Origin of the sequence: Enterobacter cloacae complex sp. ECL72, from assembly GCF_019056635.1 — a bacterium.
Classification (GTDB): domain Bacteria; phylum Pseudomonadota; class Gammaproteobacteria; order Enterobacterales; family Enterobacteriaceae; genus Enterobacter; species Enterobacter hormaechei_C.
Window position 1 is genome coordinate 2,399,537 of record NZ_CP077659.1, and the last position, 26,105, is coordinate 2,425,641.

Here is a 26,105-nt window from a genome sequence, read left to right on the forward strand (position 1 = left end):
CCCGAATTAAAATCCTTTATAAATAGAATTACGAAATACTTAATAATAATTACCCGCTATATTTTCAATGAATTAATTCATATGAAAAATAAAGAGATAAAAAGAAATATTTTGTAATATTTTTACCACTTTAATTACATTTATTTTTGAACCTAAATAATAATCCATAGAATAGTATCAGCCATGTAGTTACGGAGGGTAATTACATATATTCAGACAATTTATATTTAAAGGGAATATATAATGAAAAGAAAAGTTCTGGCAATTCTCGTACCCGCGTTATTAATGGCTGGCGCAGTAAATGCGGCGGAAATGTATAACAAGAATGGCAACAAAGTTGACCTGTACGGTAAGGTTGATGCGCGTCATACCTTCTCCGACAACCCAGGCGACGACGGTGATGAAACCTATGTACAGGTGGGTTTCAAAGGCGAAACGCAGATCACGAACGACCTGACAGGTTATGGCCAGTGGGAATATAAAACCTACGCTAACGACACCGAAGGCGCAGGGGATAAATCTTTCAACCGTCTGGCATTCGCTGGCCTGAAATATGGCGACTACGGCTCATTTGATTACGGCCGTAATTACGGCGTCGTGTATGACGTTGAAGCCTGGACCGATATGCTGCCGGTATTTGGTGGAGATTCTTACACCTGGACGGATAACTATATGGTTGGCCGTACTAACGGTGTGGCAACCTACCGTAACAATGATTTCTTTGGTCTGGTCGACGGCCTGAACTTTGCGCTGCAATATCAGGGAAATAATGAAGGTGGACCAAACGAAAATCAGGAAGGCACCAAAAATGGCCATGATGACGTTCGTTTCCAGAACGGCGACGGCTTCGGTATGTCTACCACCTATGACTTCGATTTCGGCCTGACGCTGGGTGCGGCTTATTCTTCCTCCGACCGTACTAACGACCAGGTCGCTTACGGCGCTGGCACCTATAACCGCTTCAGCAAATATGCTGGCGGTGAACGTGCGGAAGCGTGGACAATCGGCGCTAAATACGATGCTAATGATGTCTACCTGGCCATGATGTATGCGGAAACCCGTAACATGACTCCGTACGGCAACGATGGCATCGCCAACAAAACCCAGAACTTTGAAGCCGTAGCGCAGTACCAGTTTGACTTCGGTCTGCGTCCATCCCTGGCGTGGGTCTATTCTAAAGGCATCGATTTGGGCGGTAACGATTATCACCCAGGCAATGGCTATGACTATGTAGACCAGGATCTGGTTAACTACATCGACGTGGGCATGACCTACAGCTTCAACAAAAACTTCTCCACCTACGTTGATTATAAAATCAACCTGCTGGACGAAGATGATGCCTTCTACAATGACAACGGTATTGCTACCGATGACATCGTTGGCGTAGGCATGACCTACCAGTTCTAATCTCCCTCAATATTAAAGCCCGCGATGCGGGCTTTTTTTATTTGACACTGAAATATTACGGCGCTTCCTGCAAGGCCAGGCGAACAAACCCGTTATTCTGCGCCAGCAATTCGTGTGCTTTCCAGGCATCCAGCCCCGTCAGCACCATCAGTACCGCCGTTTTGCACTGGTGGTTACAGCTTTCCAGCGCGGCCTTCGCCTGCGCCCGGCTACATCCCCCCGCTTCCATCACAATGGCAATTTGTCGTTCGGCCCATCTGGTGTTGCTTGCCTCCAGATCAACGCGCAGGTTGCTGTACACCCGTCCGGAACGTACCGCCAGACCGGTGGTAATCATATGCAGGATCATGCTTTGCGCAATGCCTGCTTTAGCGTTGGTATATCCGGCCACCACATCCGCGCCCAGATCGGGAGCAATGACCATGCTCGCCAGCTGCGCCGCTTCACTTTGCGCATCCTCCGTAATGATCGCAACCGTTGAGCCCAGAGACCACGCATGACGCATCGCGCCCCATACCCATGGGGTTTTGCCGCTGACGGACAGCGCCAGCATCATGTCATGCTCGCCAAATTCTATCGTCTGAAGGTCGGCAACGCCGCGCACGTAGCTACCGGCGTGATCGCCTGCTGTCATCGCAATGACGGGATGTTTTCCCGGCGCAAACGCTTCTGCCGCCTGTTCAGCCACGCGTCCGGACGCGCCCGCGCCGGTCAGTACCAGACGTCCGCCGTGGCTAAGCGTCGCCGCCGCGTTATCCACCACGCGGGCCAGCATACTTAAGTGAGGGGTAAGTGCAGAAGAGATTTGCGCGTCATCCTGGTGTATGACGTTAAGCATATCCAGCGTCGATAATCTGTCGATGTTCGTGGTGCTGGCGTGCCGTCTTTCCCTGGCCGTACCGGTAAGCATAATGCTCATAAACTGCCTCCTTATTATGAGTACCCTCACACTATAAAGTGTTTTATATAGGTCACCTGAGAGGAGGCTCACGAAACGCCTCTCTTTACATGGCTTTATGAAACGCCCGTCATCAGCGATAATTAGCCCTTTCTTATTCATCGCGGAGTGTTAATGAGCGATTTGCAGCCCTTCCCCCCGACGCGCAAGCGCCCTATGAAGCTGAATACGCTGGTTACGCTGATGGTGTGCGCGATTATCGGCTCGGTGCTGCTGGTGGTCTTCGCGCTGTACTCTGTGCAGATCACCCGCGCCACGCGCGATGACGTGAAAGATACCGCGCTGGGTATCGCCAGGACGCTGGCCGACAGCCCGGAGATCAAGCGTGGCCTGATGGAATCGCCGCAGGCTGGCATCATCCAGCCGATTGCCGAGGCGGTGACGAAGCGCAACGACCTGCTGTTTACCGTGGTCACCGACCTGCGTGGGATCCGCTATTCCCATCCAAACGAAGCGCTGTTAGGTTTGCATTTTATTGGCGACGATCTGACGCCCGCCCTGGAAGGGAAAGAGAATGTCTCCGTTAACCGCGGCGCGCTCGCGGAAGCGCTGCGCGTCTTTACGCCCGTGTATGACGACCAGCACGACCAGATCGGCGTGGTGGTGGTGGGTATTTCGCTGAATAAAGTTGAAGATCAGATTGCCCGCGGGCGGCTCAACGCCGTGTGGACCATCTTATTCAGCGTTCTGATGAGCTCAGTGGCGATATGGGGTCTGGTCCGGGTTCTGAAACGTATCCTCTTTGGGCTGGAGCCTTACGAAATCTCAGCCCTCTTTGAGCAGCGCCAGGCCATGTTGCAGTCCCTGCGCGAAGGCGTGATGGCCGTGGATATGCACGGGCGCGTGACGATGATTAACCACACCGCCAGAGAAATATTACTCCTGACCTCGGGCCAGCACTCCGAAAGCAGCAGTGAACCGCTGCTGGCCAGCCTGCGCGAAGTATCCAGGACCGGCATTGCCCGCCAGGATCAGGAGATCGGCTGTAACGGGCGGCTGCTGCTGTGCAACATGGTCCCCGTGAAAAGCCAGAATCAGGTTATCGGGGCGATCAGCACGTTCCGCGACAAAACCGAAATCAGCCAGTTAATGCAGCGTATTGATGGCATGGTCAGCTACGTTGATGCCCTGCGCTCCCATACGCATGAGTTTATGAATAAGCTGCACGTGATCCTCGGCCTGCTGCACATGAAGCGCTACGATAAGCTGGAGGAGTACATCATCCAGACCGCGCAGAATTATCAGACGGATATCGGCGCAATACAGCGCAAAGTTAAATCGCCGGTCATTGCGGGCTTCCTGCTGGGTAAAATTAACCGCGCTAAAGAGGCCGGAGTGACCCTGACGCTGGCGGAGGAGAGTCAGCTTCCCGACACCGCCAATGAAGAGCAGGTTGCGGTGCTGATCACCGTGCTGGGCAATTTAATCGAAAATGCCCTGGATGCGATGGAAGGCCAGCCGGAAGGCGAGATCGGCCTGCTGCTGCATTATCAGAACGGCTGGCTGAGCGGTGAGGTCAGCGATGACGGTCCCGGCATTGATCCCGAGCGGCTGGAGGCTATTTTTACAAAGGGCTACTCAACAAAAGGTGAAAACCGCGGCGTTGGGCTGTTCCTTGCGCGTCAGCAGATCCAGAATCTGGGCGGAGATATTACCGTCGAGTCGGAGCCTGGCGTATTTACCCAATTTTTTGTTCAGATCCCCTGGGATAGCGAGAGGAATATCGCGTGATAAATGTGTTAATTGTCGATGATGACGCCATGGTAGCCGACCTCAACCGTCTGTATGTTAACCGCGTTGAGGGTTTTAGCTGCTGCGGCGTCGCTTCCACGCTCAACCAGGCCGAGGCGTTGATCGCCAACCCAGGCCAGCCGATCGATCTGGTGCTGCTGGATGTCTATATGCAGCAGGATAACGGGCTGGATCTGCTGCCCATCATCCGCGCTTCGGGCCGCCCGATTGATGTCATCATGATCTCGTCGGCCTCCGACGCCGCAACGATCCAGACCTCAATGCACTATGGCGTGGTGGATTACCTGATTAAACCGTTCCAGTTCCCGCGTTTTGAAGAGGCGCTGAACGGCTGGAAGGCAAAGCGCAGCCTGATGGGATCGCATCAGTATTATGAACAGGCCGACGTCGACAGGCTGATCCACGGCGGCGCGCCGGAGCTGGCCGACAGCAAAAAATTACCGAAAGGCCTGACGCCGCAGACGCTGCGCACCATTTGCCAGTGGATCTACAGCCATCCGGAGATAGAATTTTCCACCGACGATCTGGCGAATGCGGTCAACATTTCCCGCGTCTCCTGCCGCAAATACCTGATCTGGCTGGCGCAAATTAATATCCTGTTCACCAGCATTCACTACGGCGCTACCGGCCGGCCGGTTTATCGCTACCGTTTGCAGCCGGAACAGGTCGGCCTACTCAAACAGTACTGCCAGTAATTCGGTAGCTGTCGTCCAGAAGGGTAAAACGGAAGTGGTGCATCGAGGAGATCACCACTTCTTTTGTTTTGGTGACAAAGATGGCTTCAATATCGGGGCGCGAACGCAGCGCGGCGCAGCCCTTTTCCACGCCCATGCCGTAGATCAGCGTGGTCCAGATATCGCCGTCGAGGGAGTCTGGCGAAATAATCGTCACGCTGTCCAGTTCGTTATCCAGCGGGTAGCCGGTGCGTGGGTCAAGTATGTGGTGATAACGTTTGCCGTTCAGCTCGAAGTAGCGCTCATAGGTGCCTGACGTCACCACCGACCGGTTTTCGACCGTCATGGCGCCAATCAGCGCGTCACCGGCGAACGGTTTTTTCAGGCCGACGCGCCAGCCGCCCTCCGGCGAGCCTAACGTCTGGACGTTGCCGCCAAGGTTGATCAGCCCAAGTTCAACGCCCTCTTTATGCAGGTAATCCCGCACCCTGTCGGCGATATAGCCTTTAGCAATGGCCCCCAGATCGATCTCCATTCCCTGGCGAGTAAGGAACACGCTGCTGTTGGCTTCATCCAGCACCACGTCCGCAGGATGCGTGATGCCCAGCAAGGCGGCGATCTCGTCCGCGGGCGGTACAGCGTCCCCCTTAAAGCCAATTTTCCAGCGCTTCACCAGCGGGCCGATCGCCAGGTTAAAGGCGCTGTCTTTAAGCAGGCTGGCCGCTTTCGCGCAGCGGATCAGCTCGAACACCGGGCGACTGACGGCAACCGGATGCTGACCGGCCGCATGGTTGATGTCCATTACCTGGGAGTGCGCTCGGTTAACGGTAAGCAGATCTTCGTACTGTTTGATCAGGCGAAACACGCGAGAGGCAAGCGCTTCGTCATAGGAAAAGAGTTTCAGGAGGATGGGCGATCCCATCAGAACGGCGGAGTAGCTGTAAACGCGATGGCTATCAGGCATTTCATGAGTCCTCAGATGTAGCCCCGGCAGGCACCACGCCGCCGGGGAAACAGGAGCCTTACCGTGTTTTCGAACGCATAGCCGCCTGATGTCCTGCAAGCGTACCAAAAATAATGATATCTGCCACCGCGTTACCGCCGATGCGGTTACCGCCATGGATGCCCCCGACAACCTCACCCGCAGCAAACGCTCCCGGCAATACGTTGTGGTTGCTGTCCAGCACGCAGGTTTCTGTGTTAATGGTCACGCCGCCCATGGTGTGGTGAACGCCCGGTGCAATCTGAATGGCGTAGAACGGCCCTTCGTTGATTGGCGCACGCAGCGCGGTGGTGCGGCCGAAATCATCGTCGTGCTGTTTCTCCACAAAGCCGTTGTAGCGTTCCAGCGTTGCCAGGAACTGGTGGTGATCCATCCCCAGCGCTTCCGCCAGGGCTTTTGGCGAGCTGGCGCTGGTAACAAACCCTTTTGCGATGTACTCATCCGCGGCTTTGTTTTTGGCGCGAACATGCTCGTCAAAGACGATGTAAGCGTATTTCTCCGGCAGCGCGATGATCTGCGCCGAGACTTTGTCGCGGGTCGACATTTCGTTATAGAAGCGGTTGCCCTGCTGGTTTACCAGAATCGCCCCGCCGCCGCGGATGGATTCGGAAATCAGATACGACGTTTTCTGCTCAACGGTTGGGTGGATCTGAATTTCGCCCATATCCACGGTGCCCGCACCGATACGCTCCAGCAGCGCGATACCGCCTCCGGTCGCCCCTTTGTGGTTGGTGGTAACGAACCCTGCCAGATCCGGACGGTATTTCACCACCATCTGGCTGTTGGCGCTGAAGCCGCCCGTTGCCACAATCACGCTTTTGGTTGCCACGGTGAGGGTTTCGTTCTCTTCGGTGGTCAGACGCACGCCGGTCACTTCGCCATTTTCGAAAATGATGTCGCTCACGGAGGTATCCAGCATCACCTCGATGTTGCGCTTGTTGACGTTACGCACCAGGCCGCTGATCAGATACCCGCCCACTGCGGAACCGTCTTTCGGACGGTGCGTACGGTCGATGCTCATCCCGCCGGTGGTGGTAATGTCGTTCAGCATAATGCCGCGCGTGGCCAGCCATTCGATGGCCTGCGGCGCGTTCTCGACAAAGCGACGCAGCAGTTCAGGGTCGTTCTTGTTGCCACCGCCTTTCAGACTTTCCTGGTAGAACAGCTCTTTGCTGTCCTGAATACCTTTCACGCGCTGGAAGCGGGTCTCCGCCGCGTTCATCCCGGCCGAGGCTTTAATGGTGTTCCCGCCGATGGTGGGCATTTTCTCGACGATCAGCACGCTCGCGCCTTCGTCATGCGCCTGAATCGCCGCTGCCAGACCGGCGCCGCCGCTGCCGACCACCACCACATCCACGCTTTTAGTCTCATTCGGGTCTGCGCCCTCTTCCGCCGCCAGCGCTTTGCTGGATTTCAGCATCGCCTTCGAGACCGCTTTTTTCACCGCCTCGCTCTGGCTGGTCGCGCCCGTAATCGCGTCCACGTGCGGGGTGTTGGCATCCAGAATACGGGTACGGATCTCTTCGAAGCTGGTGACAAACTCCACGTCTTCACTCGGGCCGGAGGCCAGTTCGATATCGGCGATGCGGTCGGTTTCGAGGCTGACGTTAATCACCAGTTCGTTAGCATCGTCCTGCACTTTTTCAATAAAGGTGCCCGGTTTGAATTTAGATTCGCCCATGCTCATGTCGCGGATCATCGCTTCCACCAGCGAGAAGCGCCACAGCGGTTCCGGGATGCTCAGTTCTTCGCGTCGGGTGCTGTCCATAAACAGCTCCAGGCTTTCGCCCGCCGCGATGCGATCGGTCCAGTCCGGATAGGCGATGGTGGCGCGGCCAACGGCAATCAGGTCGTAACCGTGATCCAGTGCTTCATTCACATCCGTGGCATTCACCACGCCGCCAACGCCCATCACCGGTACCTGCGCCAGCGTGTCAGAGCGCATGGCGCAGTATTTTTCGATAAGTGGCGTCGGGTCCTGAGTATCGACGATAGAAGGACGCAGGGCGGCGCCAAGGGAGAAGTGGAGATAATCCACCCCGCGCGCGGCCAGTTTTTCCAGCAGATACAGGGTGTCTTCGAAGCGAATGCCCGGGACTTCAAGCTCTTCCGGAGAGAAACGGTAGCCAATGATAAACGCGTCGTCCGCGTACTGGCGCACCATCTTGTGGGTAATGTCCAGCACCGCCAGCGGGAATTTCGCGCGGTTTTCGCGGCTGCCGCCCCACTCGTCGTCGCGCTGGTTAGAGTTCGGGGAGAAGAACTGCTGGATCAGATAGGTATTCGCCCCGTGGATTTCGACGCCGTCGAACCCGGCCTGAATTGCGCGGCGCACGGCTTCGCCAAACTTGCCGATCATGCCTTCCACCTCTTCCGCGGTCAGGGCAACCGGCGTGGCGGCACCGTCACGCGGCGCGGCAACGGCGCTTGGGCCAACCGGCGTGCGACCGCCGATCAGTTTTGGGTCGACCATGCGACCGCCGTGGTAGATTTGCAGCAGGGCTTTGGAGCCTTTTGACTTGATAGCGTCAGCGATTTTTGCCAGCCCGGCGATTTTCTCGTCGTTATCAATACCAATTGCGCCCGGGAACGCCAGGCCGAGATCGTCAACAAAACAGCACTCAACGATGATGGTGCCGATGCTGCCCGCGCGGGCGCGGTAGTACTCCACCAGCTCGCTGGTCACGGTGCCATCGTAATAACCGGTACAGGTTGTCATCGGGGCCATTAACAAACGGTTTTTCAGTTCAGTACCATTCGGTAATGTGAAGGGGCTTAAAATACGTTCGTTAGTGCTCATAATAGAAACTCCAAACTTTAAAAATTAAGAATTCGTTATCGGGATGATTTTTTATTTCGTGTTTTTTGCCGATGTCATGATAGTAATATAAAGCTTTTTTTAGTTTCTAAAGTCATTACGTTAGTTAATAAACTATTTAATCCCTTCGATAACATTAATAACACATTGGTGTTAGCGGGAATGTTTCACTCGTTCACAAGAATTTAAAAAAAGTTAAATTATAAAAGGTCAAACCAATACACCAAATCTATCAAAAAACCTTATAAAACAACGATAAACAAAAGCACCAGAATTTAAATGTTATAGTTTTGATACATAAAATGCGTAAAATTAGCGAATAACCACACTACTCAGAGTGGTTATTATAAAAAATATAAAAATAGCCATTCAGTTCCGTTTTTTTGATCGCGATCAATAGTTATGGCATTCAAAAGAGCAATATAAAAACATCATCATTTTTTATTTAGCGCAAACCAAAATGCGTTAAATCACTATTAGTGAAAACACAAATCCGCACCTTAAATAACTAAAAAAAGCAAAAAGGATATTTCAATAGAATTTGTGTTTTCGCCGGGCGACGAATTTTTGACAACTTAAGACGTGAAACTATGAATACAAAAACTGCTGTAACGCCTCCTGCGGCGAATCTGGCATCAAATGGAACAGCAAAACGACTGCTGATGATGGCTTTGCCCGTCATTGTTGCCGTCCTGCTGTTGTTTGTCCCCGTTCCGGAAGGGCTGCCGCCTTATGCGTGGCACTACTTCGCCATCTTTGTCGGCGTCATCGTCGGCTTAATTTTCGAACCGCTGCCGGGCGCCGTGATCGGTCTTACCGGCGTCGTGGCGATTGCGCTGTGCAGCCAGTGGGTGCTCTTTAGCCCGGAACAGCTGGCTGACCCAAAATTCAAGCTGGCGGGCGCCTCCTTTAAATGGGCGGTCAGCGGGTTTGGTAACTCCACCGTCTGGCTGATTTTCGGTGCCTTTATGTTCGCCGCAGGCTACGACAAAACCCGCTTCGGCCGCCGTCTGGCGCTGATTCTGGTGAAGTACCTGGGCCGTCGCAGCCTCACGCTCGGTTACGCCATTACGTTTGCGGACCTGCTGCTGGCCCCGTTCACCCCGTCCAACACCGCGCGCAGCGGCGGGACCATCTACCCGATCATCGCCAACCTGCCGCCGCTGTACGGTTCAAAACCCAATGACCCAAGCGCGCGCAAAATCGGTTCGTATCTGATGTGGGTAGCCATCACCGCGGCCTGTATCACCAGCTCGATGTTCCTTTCCGCTTTGGCACCTAACCTGCTGGCGCTGGCGCTGGTAAAAAGCACGGTCGGAATTGATATCTCCTGGGGGACCTGGTTCCTCGCCTTCCTGCCGCTGGGCATCCTGCTGATCCTGACCATGCCGCTGCTGGCTTACTGGTTCTACCCGCCGGAAGTGAAGGTAAACAACGAAGTACCGCTGTGGGCGACCCGTGAACTGGAAAAACTGGGCAAACTGTCGCGCAATGAGATCCTGCTGCTGGTGTTCGTGTGCTGTGCGCTGCTGATGTGGATCTTCGCCGCGGCGTGGATTGAACCGGCCATGGCTGCCCTGCTGATCGTTGGCCTGATGCTGTGGACCGGCGTGCTGGAGTGGAACGATATCACCGGTAACAAAGCCGCGTGGAATACCTTCGTCTGGTTCGCCACCCTGGTGGCGCTGGCGGATGGCCTCTCCTCCACCGGTTTTATCAGCTGGCTGGGTAAAGAAGGCGGCCTGCTGATGAGCGGTATTTCTCCGGGTGTCGCCACCATCGTGCTGCTGCTGGCGTTCTACCTGCTGCACTACCTGTTCGCCAGCACCACCGCGCACACCACGGCGCTGCTGCCTGCGATGCTGACCATCGCCTCCACCATTCCGGGCATGAATATGGAAGTGTTCGTTCTGCTGATGGTGACCTCGCTGGGCGTGATGGGGATCATTACCCCCTACGGTACGGGTCCAAGCCCGATTTACTACGGTAGCGGCTACCTGCCAACCAAAGACTACTGGCGCCTCGGTACCATCTTCGGTGCCATCTTCCTGGCAGCTCTGCTGCTGATTGGTTACCCGTGGATGTCCATGATGTTCTGATTCCTGACCGCCGGACATTTCCTCCGGCGGTTAAATTTTTGTGGAGCAAGCTATGTCAAACAAACCCTTTATCTACCAGAACCCCTTCCCCCTCGCGCATGACGACACCGAATATTATCTGCTGACCAAAGAGCACGTTTCCGTTGCCGAGTTCGACGGTCAGGAAGTGCTGAAAGTCGAGCCAGAGGCGTTGACCCTGCTGGCACAGCAGGCCTTCCACGACGCGGCATTTATGCTGCGCACCTCTCACCAGAAGCAGGTTGCGGCTATTCTGAGCGACCCGGAAGCCAGCGAGAACGATAAGTACGTTGCCCTGCAATTCCTGCGCAACTCCGAGATTGCGGCGAAAGGCGTGCTGCCCACCTGTCAGGATACCGGTACGGCAATCATTATGGGTAAGAAAGGCCAGCGCGTCTGGACCGGCGGCGACGACGAAGCGGCGCTGAGTCAGGGCGTGTATAATACCTATATTGAAGACAACCTGCGCTACTCGCAGAATGCGGCGCTGGATATGTATAAAGAGGTGAACACCGGCACCAACATGCCCGCGCAGATCGACCTCTACAGCGTTGATGGTGACGAGTATAAATTCCTGTGCATGGCGAAAGGCGGCGGTTCCGCCAATAAAACTTATCTGTATCAGGAAACCAAAGCGCTGATCACCCCGGCGAAGCTGAAAAATTATCTGGTTGAGAAGATGCGAACTCTGGGTACCGCGGCCTGCCCGCCTTACCATATCGCCTTCGTTATCGGCGGCACCTCAGCGGAAGCCACGCTGAAAACCGTCAAGCTCGCCTCTGCGCGCTACTACGATGGCCTGCCAACCGAAGGCAATGCGCACGGCCAGGCGTTCCGCGACGTCCAGCTTGAGCAGGAACTGCTTCAGGAAGCGCAAAACCTCGGCCTTGGCGCGCAGTTCGGCGGGAAATACTTCGCGCACGATATTCGCGTGATCCGTCTGCCGCGCCACGGCGCCTCCTGCCCGATCGGCATGGGGGTCTCCTGCTCCGCTGACCGCAACATCAAGGCGAAGATTAACCGCGAGGGGATCTGGATTGAGAAGCTGGAGCACAATCCGGGCCAGTATATTCCTGAATCCCTGCGCCAGCAGGGAGAAGGCGACGTGGTAAGCATTGATCTGAACAAGCCGATGCCCGACATTCTGGCGCAGCTTTCCTCGCACCCGGTATCCACCCGCCTGTCGCTGAGCGGCACCATCATCGTGGCGCGCGATATCGCCCACGCGAAGCTGAAAGAGCTGCTCGACAACGGGGAAGAACTGCCGCAGTACGTTAAAGATCACCCGATTTACTACGCAGGCCCGGCGAAAACGCCAGAAGGTTACGCGTCTGGCTCCTTAGGCCCAACCACCGCCGGGCGTATGGACTCCTACGTGGACCTACTGCAATCCCACGGTGCGAGCATGATCATGCTGGCCAAAGGTAACCGCAGCCAGCAGGTCACCGACGCCTGCCATAAGCACGGCGGCTTCTACCTCGGCAGCATCGGCGGCCCGGCGGCGGTGCTGGCGCAAAACAGCATCAAGAGCCTGGAGTGCGTGGCGTATCCTGAACTGGGAATGGAAGCGATCTGGAAAATTGAAGTGGAGAACTTCCCGGCGTTTATCCTGGTGGATGACAAAGGCAACGACTTCTTCCAGCAGATCCAGAATAAACAGTGCAAAGGGTGCTCACAGCGCTGAGCGTTTCCATAACGCCGGAAGCAGCAACAGCGTATCGTTGATCAACCCGCGCTTGTCGCTGCCCGGCTTCCAGATAGTGACCATCGTCTGGCTTATTCCCTGGCTGCCCACTTCGGTGGGCAGCCTTTTTACATTTTTCCACTGCGTTGCCTGAAGATGGGTCGGCAAAAACCCCCAGCCGCAGCCCTGCTCCAGCAGGCCGCGCAGCATCTCCAGTTCGTTAGTGAAAAGCGTGTGCCCTGAAATTTGCAGGCGACGGGCGACCGGCTCGTCTGATGCGGCATGCATAATCACCTGTGGCACCAGAGAGAGAGCGAGCAGCGACACCGGCGACGCAACCTCCGCAAAAAGCGCCGTTGCAGCGTAAAAATCCATTTCGATCGCCCCCAGCGCCCGCCACTCCATCTCATTGCCTACGCTGCGGTTGCGCGCCTGGCAGATCCCCAGATCGGCCTGACCGTTTGCCAGCATCGCTTCCGCCTCATCGCGCGATGCGCTGGTCAGGCTCAGGCGGATCTTTTTCGCCGCCAGTGTGGCAATCAGCGCCTGTAAAAAAGCTCTGGGGGTGAACGGATCGTAAACGAGGGCGATGTCCTGCGTCGCGCTGTCCGGTACCGATCTGGCAAACGCCTCAAACGCTTTGACCTGCCGCATCAGCAGGTGTGCCTGCCGCTGAAGCTGCTCCCCCTCCGGCGTCAGGCGCAGGCTGCGCCCCTCCCGCAGGAACAGAGCGTAGCCCAGCCCATCCTCAAGAAAATCGATCAGATCCCGCAGGGTAGTACGATCTTTGCCGAGTTTACTGGCCGCCTTCATCAGGCTGCCGTGTTCAGCGACGGCGGTGAACGCCTCAAGCTGGGCAAAGGAATAGATCAGTGATGCCACGTCATTCTCCACGCGATTTTCCGGGGGATTTTCCCCCATAACGCGTTTTTTATTATAGGCCGCAGGTTCTTAAACTGAAGTCCTTCCTGAGCCAAACGAGATAAATATGAAAATCAAAACAAACCGCACGCTGCTCGCGGCGCTGGTTGTCAGCAGCCTGCTCTCGCCCGCTGTTATGGCGGCCTGCAACGGTACCGACCTCACCACCTGTCCGGCGCCTTTCGACGCCAGACTCCCGGACGCACATACCATGCTCACCTGGAGCCAGGCCGATCGCGTGGTGGGCTTTCGCAATGACTACCGCAACTACGCGGGGGATGTGTTCCGCCACGGCAACGCTACGCCGCTGCTACCCGCAGAAAAACCGCTCACCGATGCCCGCTATCAGGTGAAGGGTAAGAGTTACACTCTTCAGGATTACCTGAAACGCCAGAACGTCAGCGGCATGCTGGTGCTGAAAAATGGCAAAGTGGCCTATAAATACCTGGGAGAAGGCAATACCGACTCAACGCTCTGGACGTCGCGCTCCGTGGGCAAATCCGTAGTCTCCGCGCTGGTGGGTGTTGCAATTAAAGAAGGGAAAATCCACTCCCTGGACGACCTTGTCACCCAATACGAACCTGATTTAAAAGGCACCGCCTGGGAGGGCGTAACGCTAAAACAGCTCATCACCCACACCTCTGGCGTGGCGTGGAACGAAGATTACACCAACCCGCAATCTGACTTCGCCCGGCTTACCGAATGCGAAGCGAAGCCGGGCACCTACAACTGCGTGCGCACCCTGGTGAAGGGGTTACACCGTGAACACCCGGCGGGCGAAAACTGGTCCTATTCCTCGGGTGGCGCCTGGCTGTTAGGCGATGTGCTTGAGCGCGCCACCAGCATGACGCTCGCGGCGTATCTGGAGAAGACCATCTGGCAGCCGTACGGCATGGCGAGCGACGGCGTGTGGCATGCCTACAGCAAAGGCCAGCACGACGTGGGTGCGCATGGGTTCAACGCCACGCTGGAAGACTGGGGGCGTTTCGGGAAGTTTATCCTGCATAACGGTACGCTGCCGGACGGGAAGCAGATCCTCCCCGAGGGCTGGGTGAAACAGTCCTCAGCCTGGACACAGGCCAAAGGATCGGTGTCCGACGCGCATCCGAAGGGGTTATACGGCTACCAGTGGTGGAACAACGAAGTACCAGCCACCGCCACACACGTGGAGCCGAAAGTCGAAAATTCGCTGAAGGATTCCCTGTGGGCGCTGGGTATATTTGGTCAGATGATCATGGTTAATCAGAAAGAAAATCTGGTTATCGTCCAGTGGTCCACCTGGCCGCAGGCAGAGCCGTCATTCAGCGCCCAGCCGCTGGAAGCGTCGCTGATGTTTAGCGCGATTGCGAACGCGCTGCGCTGATAATCCCAAGCCAGGCCCCGCCTGGCTTCTCACCTGCGCGATGTCACAAAACCGATATATCAGCAACTTAGCGAAATCGAGTAAATAAAAGATCACCAAAATGTTAAGTTATTGTTGAATATGTAAATACTGGTCAACGCTTTGTCATTAATGCACCACACGCATCAGTCCATGCGCTATTTGCGCTTATTAATTTCCACTTCCTGATCCAGTTTTCAGAAACAGACGAGCATAACGTCACTATAAAACTGGAGATAATCATGGTTTCCTCAACCTCACCTGCAACGCTTCGTGCCAAAGCGGGCGCGATTTTCCGCGTCACGTCGGGCAACTTTCTTGAGCAATTCGACTTCTTTCTGTTCGGCTTTTATGCCACCTACATCGCCCATACTTTTTTTCCGGCAAGCAGTGAATTTGCGTCCCTGATGATGACCTTCGCCGTCTTTGGCGCGGGCTTCCTGATGCGTCCGATCGGGGCCATTGTGCTGGGGGCTTAAATTGATAAAGTGGGTCGCCGTAAAGGGCTGATCGTCACCCTGTCAATTATGGCCACCGGAACCTTCCTGATCGTGCTGATCCCTTCTTACCAGAGCATTGGCCTGTGGGCGCCGCTGCTGGTGCTGACCGGCCGCCTGTTGCAGGGTTTTTCGGCAGGCGCCGAGCTGGGCGGGGTTTCGGTTTATCTGGCGGAGATCGCCACGCCGGGCCGCAAGGGTTTCTACACCAGCTGGCAGTCGGGTAGCCAGCAGGTCGCCATTATGATCGCGGCGGCGATGGGATTTGCGCTGAATGTGGTGCTGCAAGAGAGTGCCATTCGCGAATGGGGATGGCGTATTCCGTTCCTGTTTGGCTGTCTGATTGTGCCGTTTATCTTTTTCCTGCGCCGCAAGCTCGAAGAGACCGAGGAATTCAGCGCCCGTCGCCACCATCTGGCAATGCGTCAGGTCTTCACAACGCTGCTCGCCAACTGGCCGGTAGTCGTCGCGGGCATGCTGATGGTGGCGATGACCACCACCGCGTTTTACCTGATCACCGTTTACGCGCCGACCTTCGGTAAAAAAGTCCTGATGCTTAGCGCGTCGGACAGTCTTCTGGTCACGCTGCTGGTGGCGGTGTCCAACTTCATCTGGCTTCCGGTGGGCGGCGCGCTGTCGGATCGCTTCGGGCGTAAACCGGTGCTGATCGCCATGACGCTGCTGGCGCTGGCGACCAGCTATCCGGCGCTGACGATGCTGGCCGCAGCCCCGAGCTTCTCAATGATGCTGACCGTGCTGCTGTGGCTCTCTTTCCTCTACGGCCTGTATAACGGCGCGATGATCCCGGCCCTGACGGAGATCATGCCAGCAGAGGTGCGCGTGGCGGGCTTCTCACTGGCTTACAGCCTGGCAACGGCGGTCTTTGGCGGTTTCACGCCGGTGATTTCGACTGCCTTAATTGAGTACACCGGCGACAAAGCCTCCCCGGGCTACTGGATGAGCTTTGCCGCCGTTTGCGCCCTGCTGGCAACGCTTTATCTCTATCGTCGTCGCACGTTAATCCTGCAAACTGCCGTTAAGGAGTGATCCCTCATGCTTACATTCAGAACGGTGATTGCCGCCCTGACCTTCGCCACCCTCAGCGCGGGCGCGCTTGCGCAGGATGTGACGGTGATGATTTCTGGCGGCTTCAAAGCGGCGCTGGAGAAGCTGACGCCGCAGTACGAAGCGCAAAGCGGCGACAGGCTCATTGTGATCTCCGGCCCGTCGATGGGCAAAACGCCGCAGGCCATTCCGGCCCGGCTCGCCCGGGGCGAAAAAGCGGACGTGGTGATTATGGTGGGCGATGCGCTGGCGAAACTGGAACAGGATCGCAGGACGGCGGCGGGCTCCCGCGTGGAGCTGGCGGATTCGCCCGTCGGGATGGTCGTCAAAGCGGGCGCGCCGGTGCCGGATATCAGTACGGTGCCCGCCCTGCGGCAAACGCTGCTGAAGGCGCATTCCATGGCTTATTCCGACAGCGCCAGCGGCCGGTATGTAGAGAGCCAGCTGTTCCGTAAGCTGGGCATCGACGGCCAGGCCCACGATAAAGCGCACCGGGTTGAGCGTATCCCGGTGGCGTCTGAAGTGGCAAAAGGGAAATACGATCTCGGCTTTCAGCAGGTGAGCGAGCTTCTGCCGGTTCCGGGGGTGACGTTTGTCGGTAAGTTGCCTGACGACATGCAGTACATTACCCGTTTCGCCGGAGCCGTAACGCAGAAGGCCGACCATCCCGAACAGGGAAAAGCGCTGCTGACTTTTCTCGCCTCGCCACAGGCCGCCAGCGTCATTACGGCAACGGGCTTAACGCCCGTCAGTGCACCTCGCGATACTGCTCGGTGATCAGCGTTTCGAGTTCGGCAGCAATATAGGACTGGATCCGCCCGCGGCGGCGGATCAGCCCCACGGTTCGCCTGACTTCAGGCTCGGTTAAGGGCACCGACGTCAGCAGCGAATGCTCTGCGCGGGGCATTGACATGGCGGGAACGGCCGCAATGCCGATCCCGGCTTCAACCATCCCCAGCATGGTCGTCACGTGCCGCGTTTCGCAGATGCTGGGGCTTTCAGGCCGAATATGCCCGACCCGCTGGTCGAGAAGATTGCGGTTGCCGGAGGTCTTATCCAGACCGATATAATCCTGCTGATAAAAAGCCTGCCACGTCAGGCTTTTTCTTTTTGCAAGCGGGCTGTCGCGCCGGCAGGCAGCCACGTAGACATCCTCCACCAGCGGGACAAACTCGATGTCGGGCTGCAAACTCCGGGCAAAGCAGATACCAAAATCCGCCTGTCCGCGGGTGACGGCCTCGATAACATTTCCGGCGCTGCTGTCGATCAGTTTTATGCGCACGCGGGGGTAACGGGACTGAAAACGGCGGATAACATCCGGCATAAAGTAACAGGCGGCGGACGGCACCGTCGCCACGGTGATTAGCCCCGTACGCTCCTCGCTGGCCTTATCGATATCCGAAAGCATGGACTCCACATCAGCAAGCAGCTGTCCGCATCGGTCGGCAAAGGTCTGTCCATACAGGGTCAGCGTGACGCGCCGGGTGGTTCTGTCGAACAGTTTTGTCCCCAGTGCCGCCTCGAGCTTTTCAATTCTGCGACTCAACGCCGACTGGGAAAGGCAGATAGACTCCGCCGCAAGACGGAAATTGCCATATTCCAGTAAAGCGCGGAAGGCATAGAGATCGTTGAGGTCAAAATTGACGGGCATACTGACGGGATCCTTAAGCACGGTAGGGTAAGAAGAGATTTATCATAGTCGTGCACGACATACTTCACAAAATGAAGGGGATACCCCTAAAGCGCTATCAACCTGACGGCACATAGTGATAGTTTATGCGGGCTGGATTCCTCTTAAACAGGCTGCCAGTCTGCATGCAGCCGAAGAGGAGTGTCATACTGCTTAACAGAGTATGTTGGCATGCTAACAGCCCCTGACCTTTCCATTTTGTTCACGTGCGAGTAACGAGCAAAGCGATGATTAAGTGGCCCTGGAAAACGAACGACGCTGGTCGAAATATGGCGCTGCCCTGGGATGAGGCTCTGGCGATCCCCGTGCTGGCGAATCTCTTGCCTGAAGAGCAATCAAAGCTGATTCAGCTAGCCGAGCGTTTTTTACAGCAAAAACGGCTGGTACCGCTACAGGGCTTCGAACTGGATCCGCTTAAAAATTCCCGCATCGCCCTGCTCTTCTGCTTGCCGGTGCTGGAGCTGGGTATCGAATGGCTGGATGGCTTCCACGAAGTGCTGATCTACCCGGCGCCGTTTATCGTCGATGATGAGTGGGAGGATGACATCGGGCTGGTGCACAACCAGCGTATGGTGCAGTCCGGGCAAAGCTGGCAGCAAGGGCCAATCATCCTCAACTGGCTGGATATTCAGGACTCGTTCGATGCCTCGGGCTTCAACCTGATCATTCACGAAGTGGCGCATAAGCTGGATACCCGCAACGGCGATCGCGCCAGCGGCGTGCCGCTGATCCCGCTGCGTGAAGTCGCGGGATGGGAGCACGACCTGCACGCGGCGATGGAAAACATTCAGGATGAGATAGACCTGGTGGGTGAAAGCGCGGCCAGCATTGATGCCTATGCCGCGACCGATCCCGCCGAGTGTTTTGCGGTATTGTCCGAGTATTTCTTTAGCGCACCTGAGCTTTTCGCTCCGCGCTTCCCGGCGCTGTGGCAGCGTTTTTGCCAGTTTTATCAGCAGGATCCGCTCCAGCGTCTGCGGCAAAGTGAGGACGCAGCCAGCACCTCCCCTCATCCGTTCCACTAATGTTTAAGGGGTACGATCGGTCGATCGTACCCACACGCTCACCGCGAGAAACAGCAGCGCCATTCCCCATGCGGCAGTAATCAAAAACTGCTCACCGTAAAAGCGCGTCACCACGGGTACCAGCAGCGCGCTGGCCCCGTATCCCAGCGTATGGCTGGTGGCGATCACCCCTGCGCCTTTGCCCGTCGTCAGCCGATCGTTGAGCAAAAGCTGGTATCCCGGCGTTGCCATGGCGGCCCCCAGCGAAGTGATGACAATTCCCACGTAGAACAGGGCTAAACTGGCGAGACACATCAGCCCAAGACCCGCCACCATCAAGACCGCGGCAATTAAGAGTAAAACTCTCGGGGTAAAATGCTGCGGGCGTACCACCAGAAACTGCGCCGCCAGGGTCGCCAGCGCGGCCAGGCTCAGCAGCAGCGCGACATGATGGCTGATTTGCACGGCATCGCCATTAAATAACGGGTGAAGATGCGGCGATAAACCAAGCTGCATCAGGCTGACCAGCGCCGCCAGCAGCAGTGCCAGCACCAGGAAAGGCAGCATGGAGGCCTGTAACCGCGTCGACTGGTGCACCACCGGCGGCAGCGGGGGATCGGCGGCTTCGCGCAGCACCAGCAGCAGCGCGATAAACGGCGCCAGCGCCATCAGCCAGAGCGGTGCGACCGGGCTGACGCTGAGCATCAGCGCGGCCAGGGGCGGTCCCAGCAGACGCCCGCAGCTAAGGCCAGAGCTTATCGTCGCCAGCGCCGCCATCCTTTTATCCAGCCCCGCGCGTTGAATGGCCCACGTCTGGGCCGCAGGCACCAGCCCTGATACCGTCAGGCCGTACAGCATGCGCGACAGCACCAGGCCTGCCATTCCCCAGAGAGCATTCAGCGCGCCGTTCGCCATCGCCCAGACCACCAGCGCCATCACGACAAAGCTCGCCAGATAGCCGCCCAGCGAGGCCAGCATAACGATCTTACAGCCGTGCCGCTCGCTCTGGCGTCCCCACCAGGGCGATGCGGGTAAAAAGAGCATTGAGCCGAACATCAGCAGCCCGGCCCAGACGGAGAGCGACAGTCCGGTCAGGGAGACCAGCTGCGGCAGCATAACCAGCAAACCGTTTTGCCCAATACCTAATAAACCGGCGCCCAGTGCCAGGGGCCAGTTAGCTTTAGGGGTCACAACGTCAGTGAGATTCTCAGTACGGGTGCGCATAAAATTGTGAAGATAATGTCAATAAATGTGTGGAAATTATGAAGTTTATGAAAACAAATATTGCAAAAATAGTTGCCACTGTAAACAGAATGAATATCATAACGAGAATTATTATCAGTCATGGAATGAGGTACAACTATGCGTACTCTGCCCCGCTCCGCCGGTACAGATGTTGCGGCCCAGTGTTTTTTGAACGCGCTGCTGCGCGAAACGAAGGACTGGCATTATCTTCCCGCAACCCGTGCGGATGAGTTATCACAGATTCATATCCCGCTCTCCCCAACCCAGGCCATTCGGGTTCCGGTACGCTATTTCTCCCCCACGCAGCATCACCAGTATCGTTTTCCGGCAACGCTGATTCAGGCCGACAGCGACGGCGGTGACACGGTCACATTTCATCAACTGATTGATTTCATTCTTCAAAAAGAGACGGTAAAAGGCGAGCTGGATGCCGATACGCTGGCTCGCTTTAAGCAGCGCGTCCTGGAAAGCCATACGCACACCTGGCAGGCCATTGATTTACGCCACAACTGGGCAAACCTGCGCGATAAGCCGCTGACGTTTGCCGAAGCGGAACAGGCGCTGCTGGTCGGCCATGCTTTTCATCCTGCCCCAAAGTCGCACGAGCCGTTCAACGAGGCCGAGGCGCGTCGCTATCTGCCGGATTTCGCCTCCCGCTTCCCGCTGCGCTGGTTTGCGGTTGAGCATGAGCTGATTACCGGCGACAGCCTGAATGTCTCCCTGCGGGAACGTCTGCTGCGCTTTGCAGCGCAGAGCGCGCCGGCCCTTCTCGGTCACTTCACCGACACCTGCTGGATGCTGCCGATGCACCCGTGGCAGGCCGACTATCTGCTGGAGCAGGACTGGTGCCAGCGTCTGGTAGAAAAAGGCGCCCTGCGCGATCTGGGCGAAGCCGGTGCGCAATGGCTGCCCACCAGCTCTTCCCGCTCGCTGTACAGTGAAACCAACAGCGACATGATTAAGTTTTCCCTGAGCGTGCGGCTGACCAACTCCGTGCGCACGCTGTCGGTGAAAGAGGTTAAGCGCGGCATGCGCCTGGCGCGACTGGCGAAAACGGCACGCTGGCAGGAACTTCAGGCGCGCTACCCGACCATGCGCGTGATGCAGGAGGACGGCTGGGCGGGGCTGTGCGATGAGCACGGCGTCGTCCAGGAAGAGAGCCTGATGGCCCTGCGCGTCAACCTGCTGTTCGATACCCCTGAAACGCAAACCAACGTGCTGGTGAGCCTGACCCAGGCCGCGCCGGACGGCGGCGACAGCCTGCTCGCCGCGGCGGTGCGTCGTCTGAGCCAGCGTCTGGATCTCCCGCTCGCCCAGGCCGCGCGCTGCTGGCTGGACGCTTACTGCGACCGGGTATTGCTTCCGCTGTTCAGCGCCGAGGCGGACTACGGTCTGGTCCTGCTGGCGCACCAGCAAAATATCCTCGTTGAGATGCAGCAGGATTTCCCCGTTGGGCTGATCTACCGCGACTGCCAGGGCAGCGCCTGGACCGAAGGGGCCGACGCGTGGCTGAAAGAGGCAGGTGAAACCGAGGTGGAAAACCGCTTCGGTGAGAGCCAGCTGCTGCGCTACTTCCCTTATTACCTGCTGCTGAACTCTACCCTTGCCGTCACCGCCGCGCTCGCCGCCGCCGGCTTCGACAGCGAAGAGAACCTGATGTCCCGCGTGCGTGACGCGCTGGCCGAACTGCGCACGACGGCGAAGCAGACCCGCTGCCTCGATTACGTGCTCGACAGCCCGACCTGGAACTGCAAAGGCAACTTCTTCTGCTATCTGCACGATCGCAACGAAAACACCATCGTCGATCCGGCGGTGATCTATTTCGACTTTAGCAACCCGTTTTATAAGGAGAAGGCGTGATGGCAAACGCGAATATCGTCCATTCCGGCTACGGCTTTCGCTGCACGGTCACGGAACAAAACCTGCCGCTGACGCTGGGTCTCGACGGCAGCGCGGTGCTGGAGCGGCTGACCGGGCTCCCGGACGGCTGGCTGGTGGACGCCCTCGACCAGCTGTTTGTTGCCGCGCCCGCCCTGACCGGCATTACCCTGCCGTGGGCAGCCTGGCAGGATGAACCTCAGGCGCAGGCGCTGTTTAGCCTCGTTCACGGGGATTATCTGGCGCGTGAAATTTTCTGGCAGCTGCCGCTGTGGCTGAAAGGCGAACGTCCGCAGGCGAGCGGCGGAATGCAGTTTGACGAAAGCCGTCAGCTGTACTTCCCGCTGCGCCCTCACCGCCCGCAGGGTGAGGTGTATCGCCGTTACGATCCGCAAATTAAACGCACCCTGAGCTTCCGCGTGGCCGATGTGGCCCAGGACGGCGAGCGCTTTACCCGCTGGATGAATAACCCGCGCGTGAACGCTTTCTGGGAGATGGCGGGACCGCAGGCCGAGCAGGAGAACTACCTGCGCCGCCAGCTTGATTCGACGTACTGCTACCCGGTTATCGGCTGCTTCGATGACCAGCCGTTCGGCTATTTTGAACTCTACTGGGCGGCAGAAGATCGCATTGGCCGCCACTATCGCTGGCAGCCGTTTGACCGCGGGCTGCACATGCTGGTGGGTGAAGAAAACTGGCGCGGCGCGCAATACATCCGCAGCTGGCTGCGCGGCCTCAGCCACTATCTGTATCTCGATGAACCGCGCACGGCGCGCATTGTGGCGGAACCGCGCTTCGACAACCAGCGTCTGTTCCGCCATCTGGCGTCCGTCGGTTTCGACACGGTGAAAGAGTTCGACTTCCCGCACAAACGCTCCCGTCTGATCATGAGCGAGCGTCATCACTTCTTCCACGAGGTGGAACTGTGAACGCACTCTGGCAGAAAGTGAACCGCGAGATGGTGGCGAAGATCCTCGCCGAACTGGAATATGAACGCACCCTGCGCGCCGAGCCGGTTTCGGCGGACAACTGGCGCATCAGTATGGGCAACGCGTGCTGGCAGTTTCGCGCCACGCGTGGGATATGGGGCTGGCTGCATATTGACCCTGATACCCTGACCACCACCAGCGGCGCGGCGGTCGAAGCGGAAAACGCGCTGCTGCAACTGGCCACCGTGCTGGAGATGAGCGACGCGCAAACGGCGGAGCACATGGAAGATCTCTACGCCACGCTGCGGGGTGACATGCAGCTGTTGCAGGCGCGTGAAACGCTGGATGCCGATGCGCTGATCCACCTCGACCCGGACGAACTACAGTGCCTGATGCGCGGTCACCCGAAGTTTATTTTCAACAAGGGACGCCGCGGCTGGGGGCTGGATGCCCTGCGCCTGTACGCGCCGGAATATCGCGGGCGTTTCCGCCTGCACTGGGTCGCCGTGCAGCGCGAGCGTCTGGTCTGGAGCAGCGACGCCGATTGCGATATTAACGCCCTGCTCTCCAGCGCCATGGACGATGCCGAGCGCGAGCGGTTCGACGCCCGCTGGCAGGAGCTGGATCTGGACGACAGCTGGCTGCCGGTGCCGCTGCACCCGTGGCAGTGGCAGCAAAAAATTGCCATTCATTTCCTGGCGCAGCTCGCGCGCGGTGAGATGGTAGAGCTGGGTGAGTTCGGCGATGAGTATCTGGCGCAGCAGTCCCTGCGCACGCTGACCAACGCCAGCCGTCGCGCGCCGTATGACATCAAGCTGCCGCTGACTATCTACAACACCTCCTGCTATCGCGGTATTCCGGGCAAGTATATCGCCGCCGGTCCGCTGGCCTCGCGCTGGCTACAGCAGCAGTTCGCCAGCGATGCCACGCTGATTCACTCCGGGGCGCAGGTGCTTGGCGAACCCGCAGCCGGATATCTGTCGCATCCGGGTTATACCGCATTGCCTGAGGCGCCGTACCGCTATCAGGAGATGCTGGGGGTGATCTGGCGCGAGAACCCATCCTGCTATTTACAGGATGGCGAACAGGCGGTGCTGATGGCGGCTCTGATGGAAACCGATAACCAGGGGCGCCCGCTGATTGACGCGTGGATCAAACGCTCGGGGTTAACCGCTGACGCATGGCTGGAAAAGCTGTTTGAGGCGACGGTGATCCCCTTCTATCACCTGCTCTGTCGCTACGGGGTGGCGCTCATCGCCCACGGCCAGAACGTCACGCTGGTGATGAAAGATTACGTTCCGCAGCGCATTTTCCTGAAGGATTTTCAGGGCGATATGCGCCTGGTGGATGAAGATTTCCCGCAGGCGCAGAGCCTGCCGGAGCAGGTAAAAGCGGTGACGGCGCGCCTCAGCGCGGATTACATCATCCACGACCTGCAAACCGGCAACTTTGTCACGGTGCTGCGCTTTATATCCCGCCTCACCCTGCAATGCGGCGTGAGCGAAACCCGCTTCTATCAGATCCTGGCGCTGGTGTTACGTCGCTATATGGCCGCCCATCCGGATCTTGCGGCGCGCTTCGCCAAATTCGACCTGTTTAAGCCGCAGATTATTCGCGTGATCCTCAACCCAGTCAAACTTACCTTCTCTGAACACGACGGCGGCAGCCGCATGCTGCCGAACTACGTCTGCGATCTTGATAACCCTCTTTTTCTGGTCTCCCGGGAGTCAGCGCAATGAAAACCTATGATTTCATCGGCATTGGTATCGGTCCGTTCAACCTCAGTATTGCCGCGCTGGCAGAGGGGCTGGACGGTTTTAGCTCGCTGTTTCTTGAACGCAAGCCGCACTTCTCCTGGCACCCGGGGATGATGGTGCCGGACTGCCATATGCAGACCAGCTTCCTGAAGGATCTGGTGAGCGCCGTGGAGCCTACCAACCGCCACAGCTTTCTGAACTATCTGGTACAGCGCAAAAAGTTCTACCGTTTCCTCACCACCGAGCAGCGCACCGTGTCGCGCGAGGAGTTTGCCGACTACCTGTGCTGGGCGGCGGATAACCTCACTAACCTGGCCTTCAGCCAGCAGGTACAGCAGGTCAGCTTTGATGAGCAAAACGGCCTGTTTGAGGTCGTGACCCAGCGGGATCGCTTCCTGGCGCGCCACGTCTGCGTGGGGATTGGGAAGCAGATCAATCTCCCAGACTGCGTCACCGCGCAGGACGACACCTGCTTCCACGCCAGCGAAATGATGCTGCGCACGCCGGATTTAGCGGGCAAGCGCGTCACCGTCGTCGGCGGCGGCCAGAGCGGTGCGGATCTGTTTTTAAATATCTTCCGTGGGGAGTGGGGGCAGCCGCTGAGCCTCAACTGGGTGTCGCGCCGCAACAACTACAACGCGCTGGATGAAGCCGCGTTTGCCAATGAGTATTTCACGCCGGAGTACGTGGACAGCTTCTCGACCCTTGGTGACGACGCCCGACGTCAGATGTTGCAGGAGCAGAAGATGACCTCCGACGGGATCACCACGGAGTCGCTGCTGGCCATCTATCGCGCCATGTATCACCGCTTCGAAGTGCTGCGCGAAAAACCCTGGGCGCATCTGATGCCGTCCCGCTCGGTGACGGCGCTGACGCGCCAGGAAACCGGACATCGCCTCAGCATCCAGCATCACCTGGACGGCGGGCGCGAACAGCTGGAGAGCGACGTGGTGATTTTCGCCACCGGCTACCGCGCCGTGCAGCCCGCGTTTCTCGCCCCGCTCTCTTCCCGACTGCGTCTGGATGAGGATGAAGCCTTCTGCATCAACAACGATTTCACCCTTGAATGGGACGGCCCGCAGAGCAACCGCCTGTTTGCCGTCAATGCCGGGATGCACCGTCTCGGTATTGCCGAACCCCAGCTCAGCCTGATGGCCTGGCGCGCGGCGCGAATTTTGAATCGCGCTCACGATGACGAGCCGTTTGAGCTGGCAACCACCCCCGGCGTGATCCACTGGCGGAGCACCACCAGCCCGGAGAGCAGCCAGGTTTTTAAATCATTAATGAAGACCACCGAGTACTGACACACACATTCAGGATCAACA

General features: G+C 57.5%; 18 protein-coding genes and 1 pseudogene. 13 read left to right on the top strand and 6 right to left on the bottom strand.

The features are described 5' to 3' along the window. Nucleotides 1-243 precede the first annotated feature (243 nt). Nucleotides 244-1,407, top strand: a complete 1,164-nt coding sequence (gene ompC, locus KTH07_RS11725; protein ID WP_033486932.1) for a porin OmpC — start codon at nt 244-246, stop codon at nt 1,405-1,407. Nucleotides 1,408-1,462: 55 nt separating this feature from the next. On the opposite strand, the gene KTH07_RS11730 is transcribed toward ompC, so the two are convergent. Continuing rightward, nucleotides 1,463-2,326, bottom strand: coding sequence for an N-acetylmuramic acid 6-phosphate etherase (locus KTH07_RS11730; RefSeq protein WP_032619381.1), 864 nt, complete (start codon nt 2,324-2,326; stop codon nt 1,463-1,465). A gap of 153 nt (nt 2,327-2,479) precedes the next feature. On the opposite strand from KTH07_RS11730, the gene KTH07_RS11735 reads away from it, so the two are divergent. Both KTH07_RS11735 and dcuR read left to right on the top strand, forming a co-directional pair. After that, nucleotides 2,480-4,096 (top strand): sensor histidine kinase, encoded by a 1,617-nt coding sequence (locus KTH07_RS11735; protein WP_032619380.1) that lies wholly within the window; start codon nt 2,480-2,482, stop codon nt 4,094-4,096. Beyond that, complete coding sequence (gene dcuR / locus KTH07_RS11740) at nt 4,093-4,812, top strand: two-component system response regulator DcuR (RefSeq protein WP_063161940.1); 720 nt, start codon at nt 4,093-4,095, stop codon at nt 4,810-4,812. The genes KTH07_RS11735 and dcuR overlap by 4 nt, the downstream gene beginning before the upstream one ends. On the opposite strand, the gene KTH07_RS11745 is transcribed toward dcuR, so the two are convergent. Beyond that, entirely contained in the window at nt 4,793-5,755 is a 963-nt protein-coding gene (locus tag KTH07_RS11745; RefSeq protein WP_032619379.1) for an FAD:protein FMN transferase, read from the bottom strand. The two genes, dcuR and KTH07_RS11745, sit on opposite strands and share 20 nt — an antisense overlap. Before the next feature lie 58 nt (nt 5,756-5,813). Beyond that, nucleotides 5,814-8,594 carry a flavocytochrome c gene (locus tag KTH07_RS11750; RefSeq protein ID WP_017693133.1) on the bottom strand — a complete coding sequence of 927 codons (2,781 nt, stop codon included), beginning with the start codon at nt 8,592-8,594 and terminating at the stop codon, nt 5,814-5,816. A gap of 608 nt (nt 8,595-9,202) precedes the next feature. On the opposite strand from KTH07_RS11750, the gene KTH07_RS11755 reads away from it, so the two are divergent. Continuing rightward, nucleotides 9,203-10,711, top strand: coding sequence for an anion permease (locus KTH07_RS11755; RefSeq protein WP_017383327.1), 1,509 nt, complete (start codon nt 9,203-9,205; stop codon nt 10,709-10,711). Between the two features lie 52 nt (nt 10,712-10,763). Continuing rightward, nucleotides 10,764-12,413 (top strand): class I fumarate hydratase FumA, encoded by a 1,650-nt coding sequence (fumA, locus tag KTH07_RS11760; protein ID WP_063161941.1) that lies wholly within the window; start codon nt 10,764-10,766, stop codon nt 12,411-12,413. Here the strand turns inward: fumA and KTH07_RS11765 are convergent. Then, nucleotides 12,402-13,334, bottom strand: a complete 933-nt coding sequence (locus KTH07_RS11765) for a LysR family transcriptional regulator (RefSeq protein WP_023303936.1) — start codon at nt 13,332-13,334, stop codon at nt 12,402-12,404. The genes fumA and KTH07_RS11765 overlap by 12 nt on opposite strands. Before the next feature lie 67 nt (nt 13,335-13,401). Between KTH07_RS11765 and KTH07_RS11770 the strand changes: the two genes are divergently transcribed. The 3 genes and pseudogenes from KTH07_RS11770 (at nt 13,402) to KTH07_RS11780 (ending at nt 17,054) form a co-directional block, all read left to right on the top strand. Beyond that, nucleotides 13,402-14,697, top strand: coding sequence for a serine hydrolase (locus KTH07_RS11770; RefSeq protein WP_032103813.1), 1,296 nt, complete (start codon nt 13,402-13,404; stop codon nt 14,695-14,697). Between the two features lie 260 nt (nt 14,698-14,957). After that, nucleotides 14,958-16,259 (top strand): annotated as a pseudogene (locus KTH07_RS11775) (MFS transporter). Nucleotides 16,260-16,265: 6 nt separating this feature from the next. Next, entirely contained in the window at nt 16,266-17,054 is a 789-nt protein-coding gene (locus KTH07_RS11780; protein ID WP_032619377.1) for a substrate-binding domain-containing protein, read from the top strand. On the opposite strand, the gene KTH07_RS11785 is transcribed toward KTH07_RS11780, so the two are convergent. Continuing rightward, nucleotides 17,026-17,928, bottom strand: a complete 903-nt coding sequence (locus KTH07_RS11785; RefSeq protein WP_032619376.1) for a LysR family transcriptional regulator — start codon at nt 17,926-17,928, stop codon at nt 17,026-17,028. The genes KTH07_RS11780 and KTH07_RS11785 overlap by 29 nt on opposite strands. Nucleotides 17,929-18,194: 266 nt before the next feature. Here KTH07_RS11785 and mtfA point away from each other — a divergent pair, with 266 nt between their 5' ends. After that, nucleotides 18,195-18,992: a DgsA anti-repressor MtfA gene (gene mtfA / locus KTH07_RS11790; RefSeq protein WP_017693127.1), complete on the top strand. Its 798-nt coding sequence runs from the start codon at nt 18,195-18,197 to the stop codon at nt 18,990-18,992. A gap of 3 nt (nt 18,993-18,995) precedes the next feature. Here mtfA and KTH07_RS11795 read toward each other — a convergent pair whose 3' ends face one another. Then, entirely contained in the window at nt 18,996-20,195 is a 1,200-nt protein-coding gene (locus KTH07_RS11795; protein WP_032619374.1) for an MFS transporter, read from the bottom strand. Between the two features lie 138 nt (nt 20,196-20,333). On the opposite strand from KTH07_RS11795, the gene KTH07_RS11800 reads away from it, so the two are divergent. The 4 genes from KTH07_RS11800 to KTH07_RS11815 are packed head-to-tail and all read left to right on the top strand — an operon-like array spanning nt 20,334 to nt 26,084. Next, nucleotides 20,334-22,076 (top strand): IucA/IucC family siderophore biosynthesis protein, encoded by a 1,743-nt coding sequence (locus KTH07_RS11800; RefSeq protein WP_023303942.1) that lies wholly within the window; start codon nt 20,334-20,336, stop codon nt 22,074-22,076. Beyond that, complete coding sequence (locus tag KTH07_RS11805) at nt 22,076-23,023, top strand: GNAT family N-acetyltransferase (protein ID WP_032619373.1); 948 nt, start codon at nt 22,076-22,078, stop codon at nt 23,021-23,023. Before KTH07_RS11800 ends, KTH07_RS11805 begins: the two co-directional genes overlap by 1 nt. Next, entirely contained in the window at nt 23,020-24,762 is a 1,743-nt protein-coding gene (gene iucC, locus KTH07_RS11810; protein ID WP_023303944.1) for an IucA/IucC family siderophore biosynthesis protein, read from the top strand. Before KTH07_RS11805 ends, iucC begins: the two co-directional genes overlap by 4 nt. Further along, complete coding sequence (locus tag KTH07_RS11815) at nt 24,759-26,084, top strand: lysine N(6)-hydroxylase/L-ornithine N(5)-oxygenase family protein (RefSeq protein WP_023303945.1); 1,326 nt, start codon at nt 24,759-24,761, stop codon at nt 26,082-26,084. The genes iucC and KTH07_RS11815 overlap by 4 nt, the downstream gene beginning before the upstream one ends. Nucleotides 26,085-26,105 lie beyond the last annotated feature (21 nt).

What these genes read in the sequence shown, in the direction of transcription:
- fumA (WP_063161941.1), top strand. Translation starts at nt 10,764, where the DNA reads ATGTCAAACAAACCCTTTATCTACCAGAACCCCTTCCCCCTCGCGCAT.
- KTH07_RS11735 (WP_032619380.1), top strand. Translation starts at nt 2,480, where the DNA reads ATGAGCGATTTGCAGCCCTTCCCCCCGACGCGCAAGCGCCCTATGAAG.
- KTH07_RS11815 (WP_023303945.1), top strand. Translation starts at nt 24,759, where the DNA reads ATGAAAACCTATGATTTCATCGGCATTGGTATCGGTCCGTTCAACCTC.
- KTH07_RS11730 (WP_032619381.1), bottom strand. Translation starts at nt 2,326, where the DNA reads ATGAGCATTATGCTTACCGGTACGGCCAGGGAAAGACGGCACGCCAGC.
- KTH07_RS11805 (WP_032619373.1), top strand. Translation starts at nt 22,076, where the DNA reads ATGGCAAACGCGAATATCGTCCATTCCGGCTACGGCTTTCGCTGCACG.
- KTH07_RS11750 (WP_017693133.1), bottom strand. Translation starts at nt 8,594, where the DNA reads ATGAGCACTAACGAACGTATTTTAAGCCCCTTCACATTACCGAATGGT.
- KTH07_RS11795 (WP_032619374.1), bottom strand. Translation starts at nt 20,195, where the DNA reads ATGCGCACCCGTACTGAGAATCTCACTGACGTTGTGACCCCTAAAGCT.
- KTH07_RS11800 (WP_023303942.1), top strand. Translation starts at nt 20,334, where the DNA reads ATGCGTACTCTGCCCCGCTCCGCCGGTACAGATGTTGCGGCCCAGTGT.
- mtfA (WP_017693127.1), top strand. Translation starts at nt 18,195, where the DNA reads ATGATTAAGTGGCCCTGGAAAACGAACGACGCTGGTCGAAATATGGCG.
- KTH07_RS11785 (WP_032619376.1), bottom strand. Translation starts at nt 17,928, where the DNA reads ATGCCCGTCAATTTTGACCTCAACGATCTCTATGCCTTCCGCGCTTTA.
- KTH07_RS11745 (WP_032619379.1), bottom strand. Translation starts at nt 5,755, where the DNA reads ATGCCTGATAGCCATCGCGTTTACAGCTACTCCGCCGTTCTGATGGGA.
- KTH07_RS11765 (WP_023303936.1), bottom strand. Translation starts at nt 13,334, where the DNA reads ATGGGGGAAAATCCCCCGGAAAATCGCGTGGAGAATGACGTGGCATCA.
- KTH07_RS11780 (WP_032619377.1), top strand. Translation starts at nt 16,266, where the DNA reads ATGCTTACATTCAGAACGGTGATTGCCGCCCTGACCTTCGCCACCCTC.
- KTH07_RS11770 (WP_032103813.1), top strand. Translation starts at nt 13,402, where the DNA reads ATGAAAATCAAAACAAACCGCACGCTGCTCGCGGCGCTGGTTGTCAGC.
- ompC (WP_033486932.1), top strand. Translation starts at nt 244, where the DNA reads ATGAAAAGAAAAGTTCTGGCAATTCTCGTACCCGCGTTATTAATGGCT.
- KTH07_RS11755 (WP_017383327.1), top strand. Translation starts at nt 9,203, where the DNA reads ATGAATACAAAAACTGCTGTAACGCCTCCTGCGGCGAATCTGGCATCA.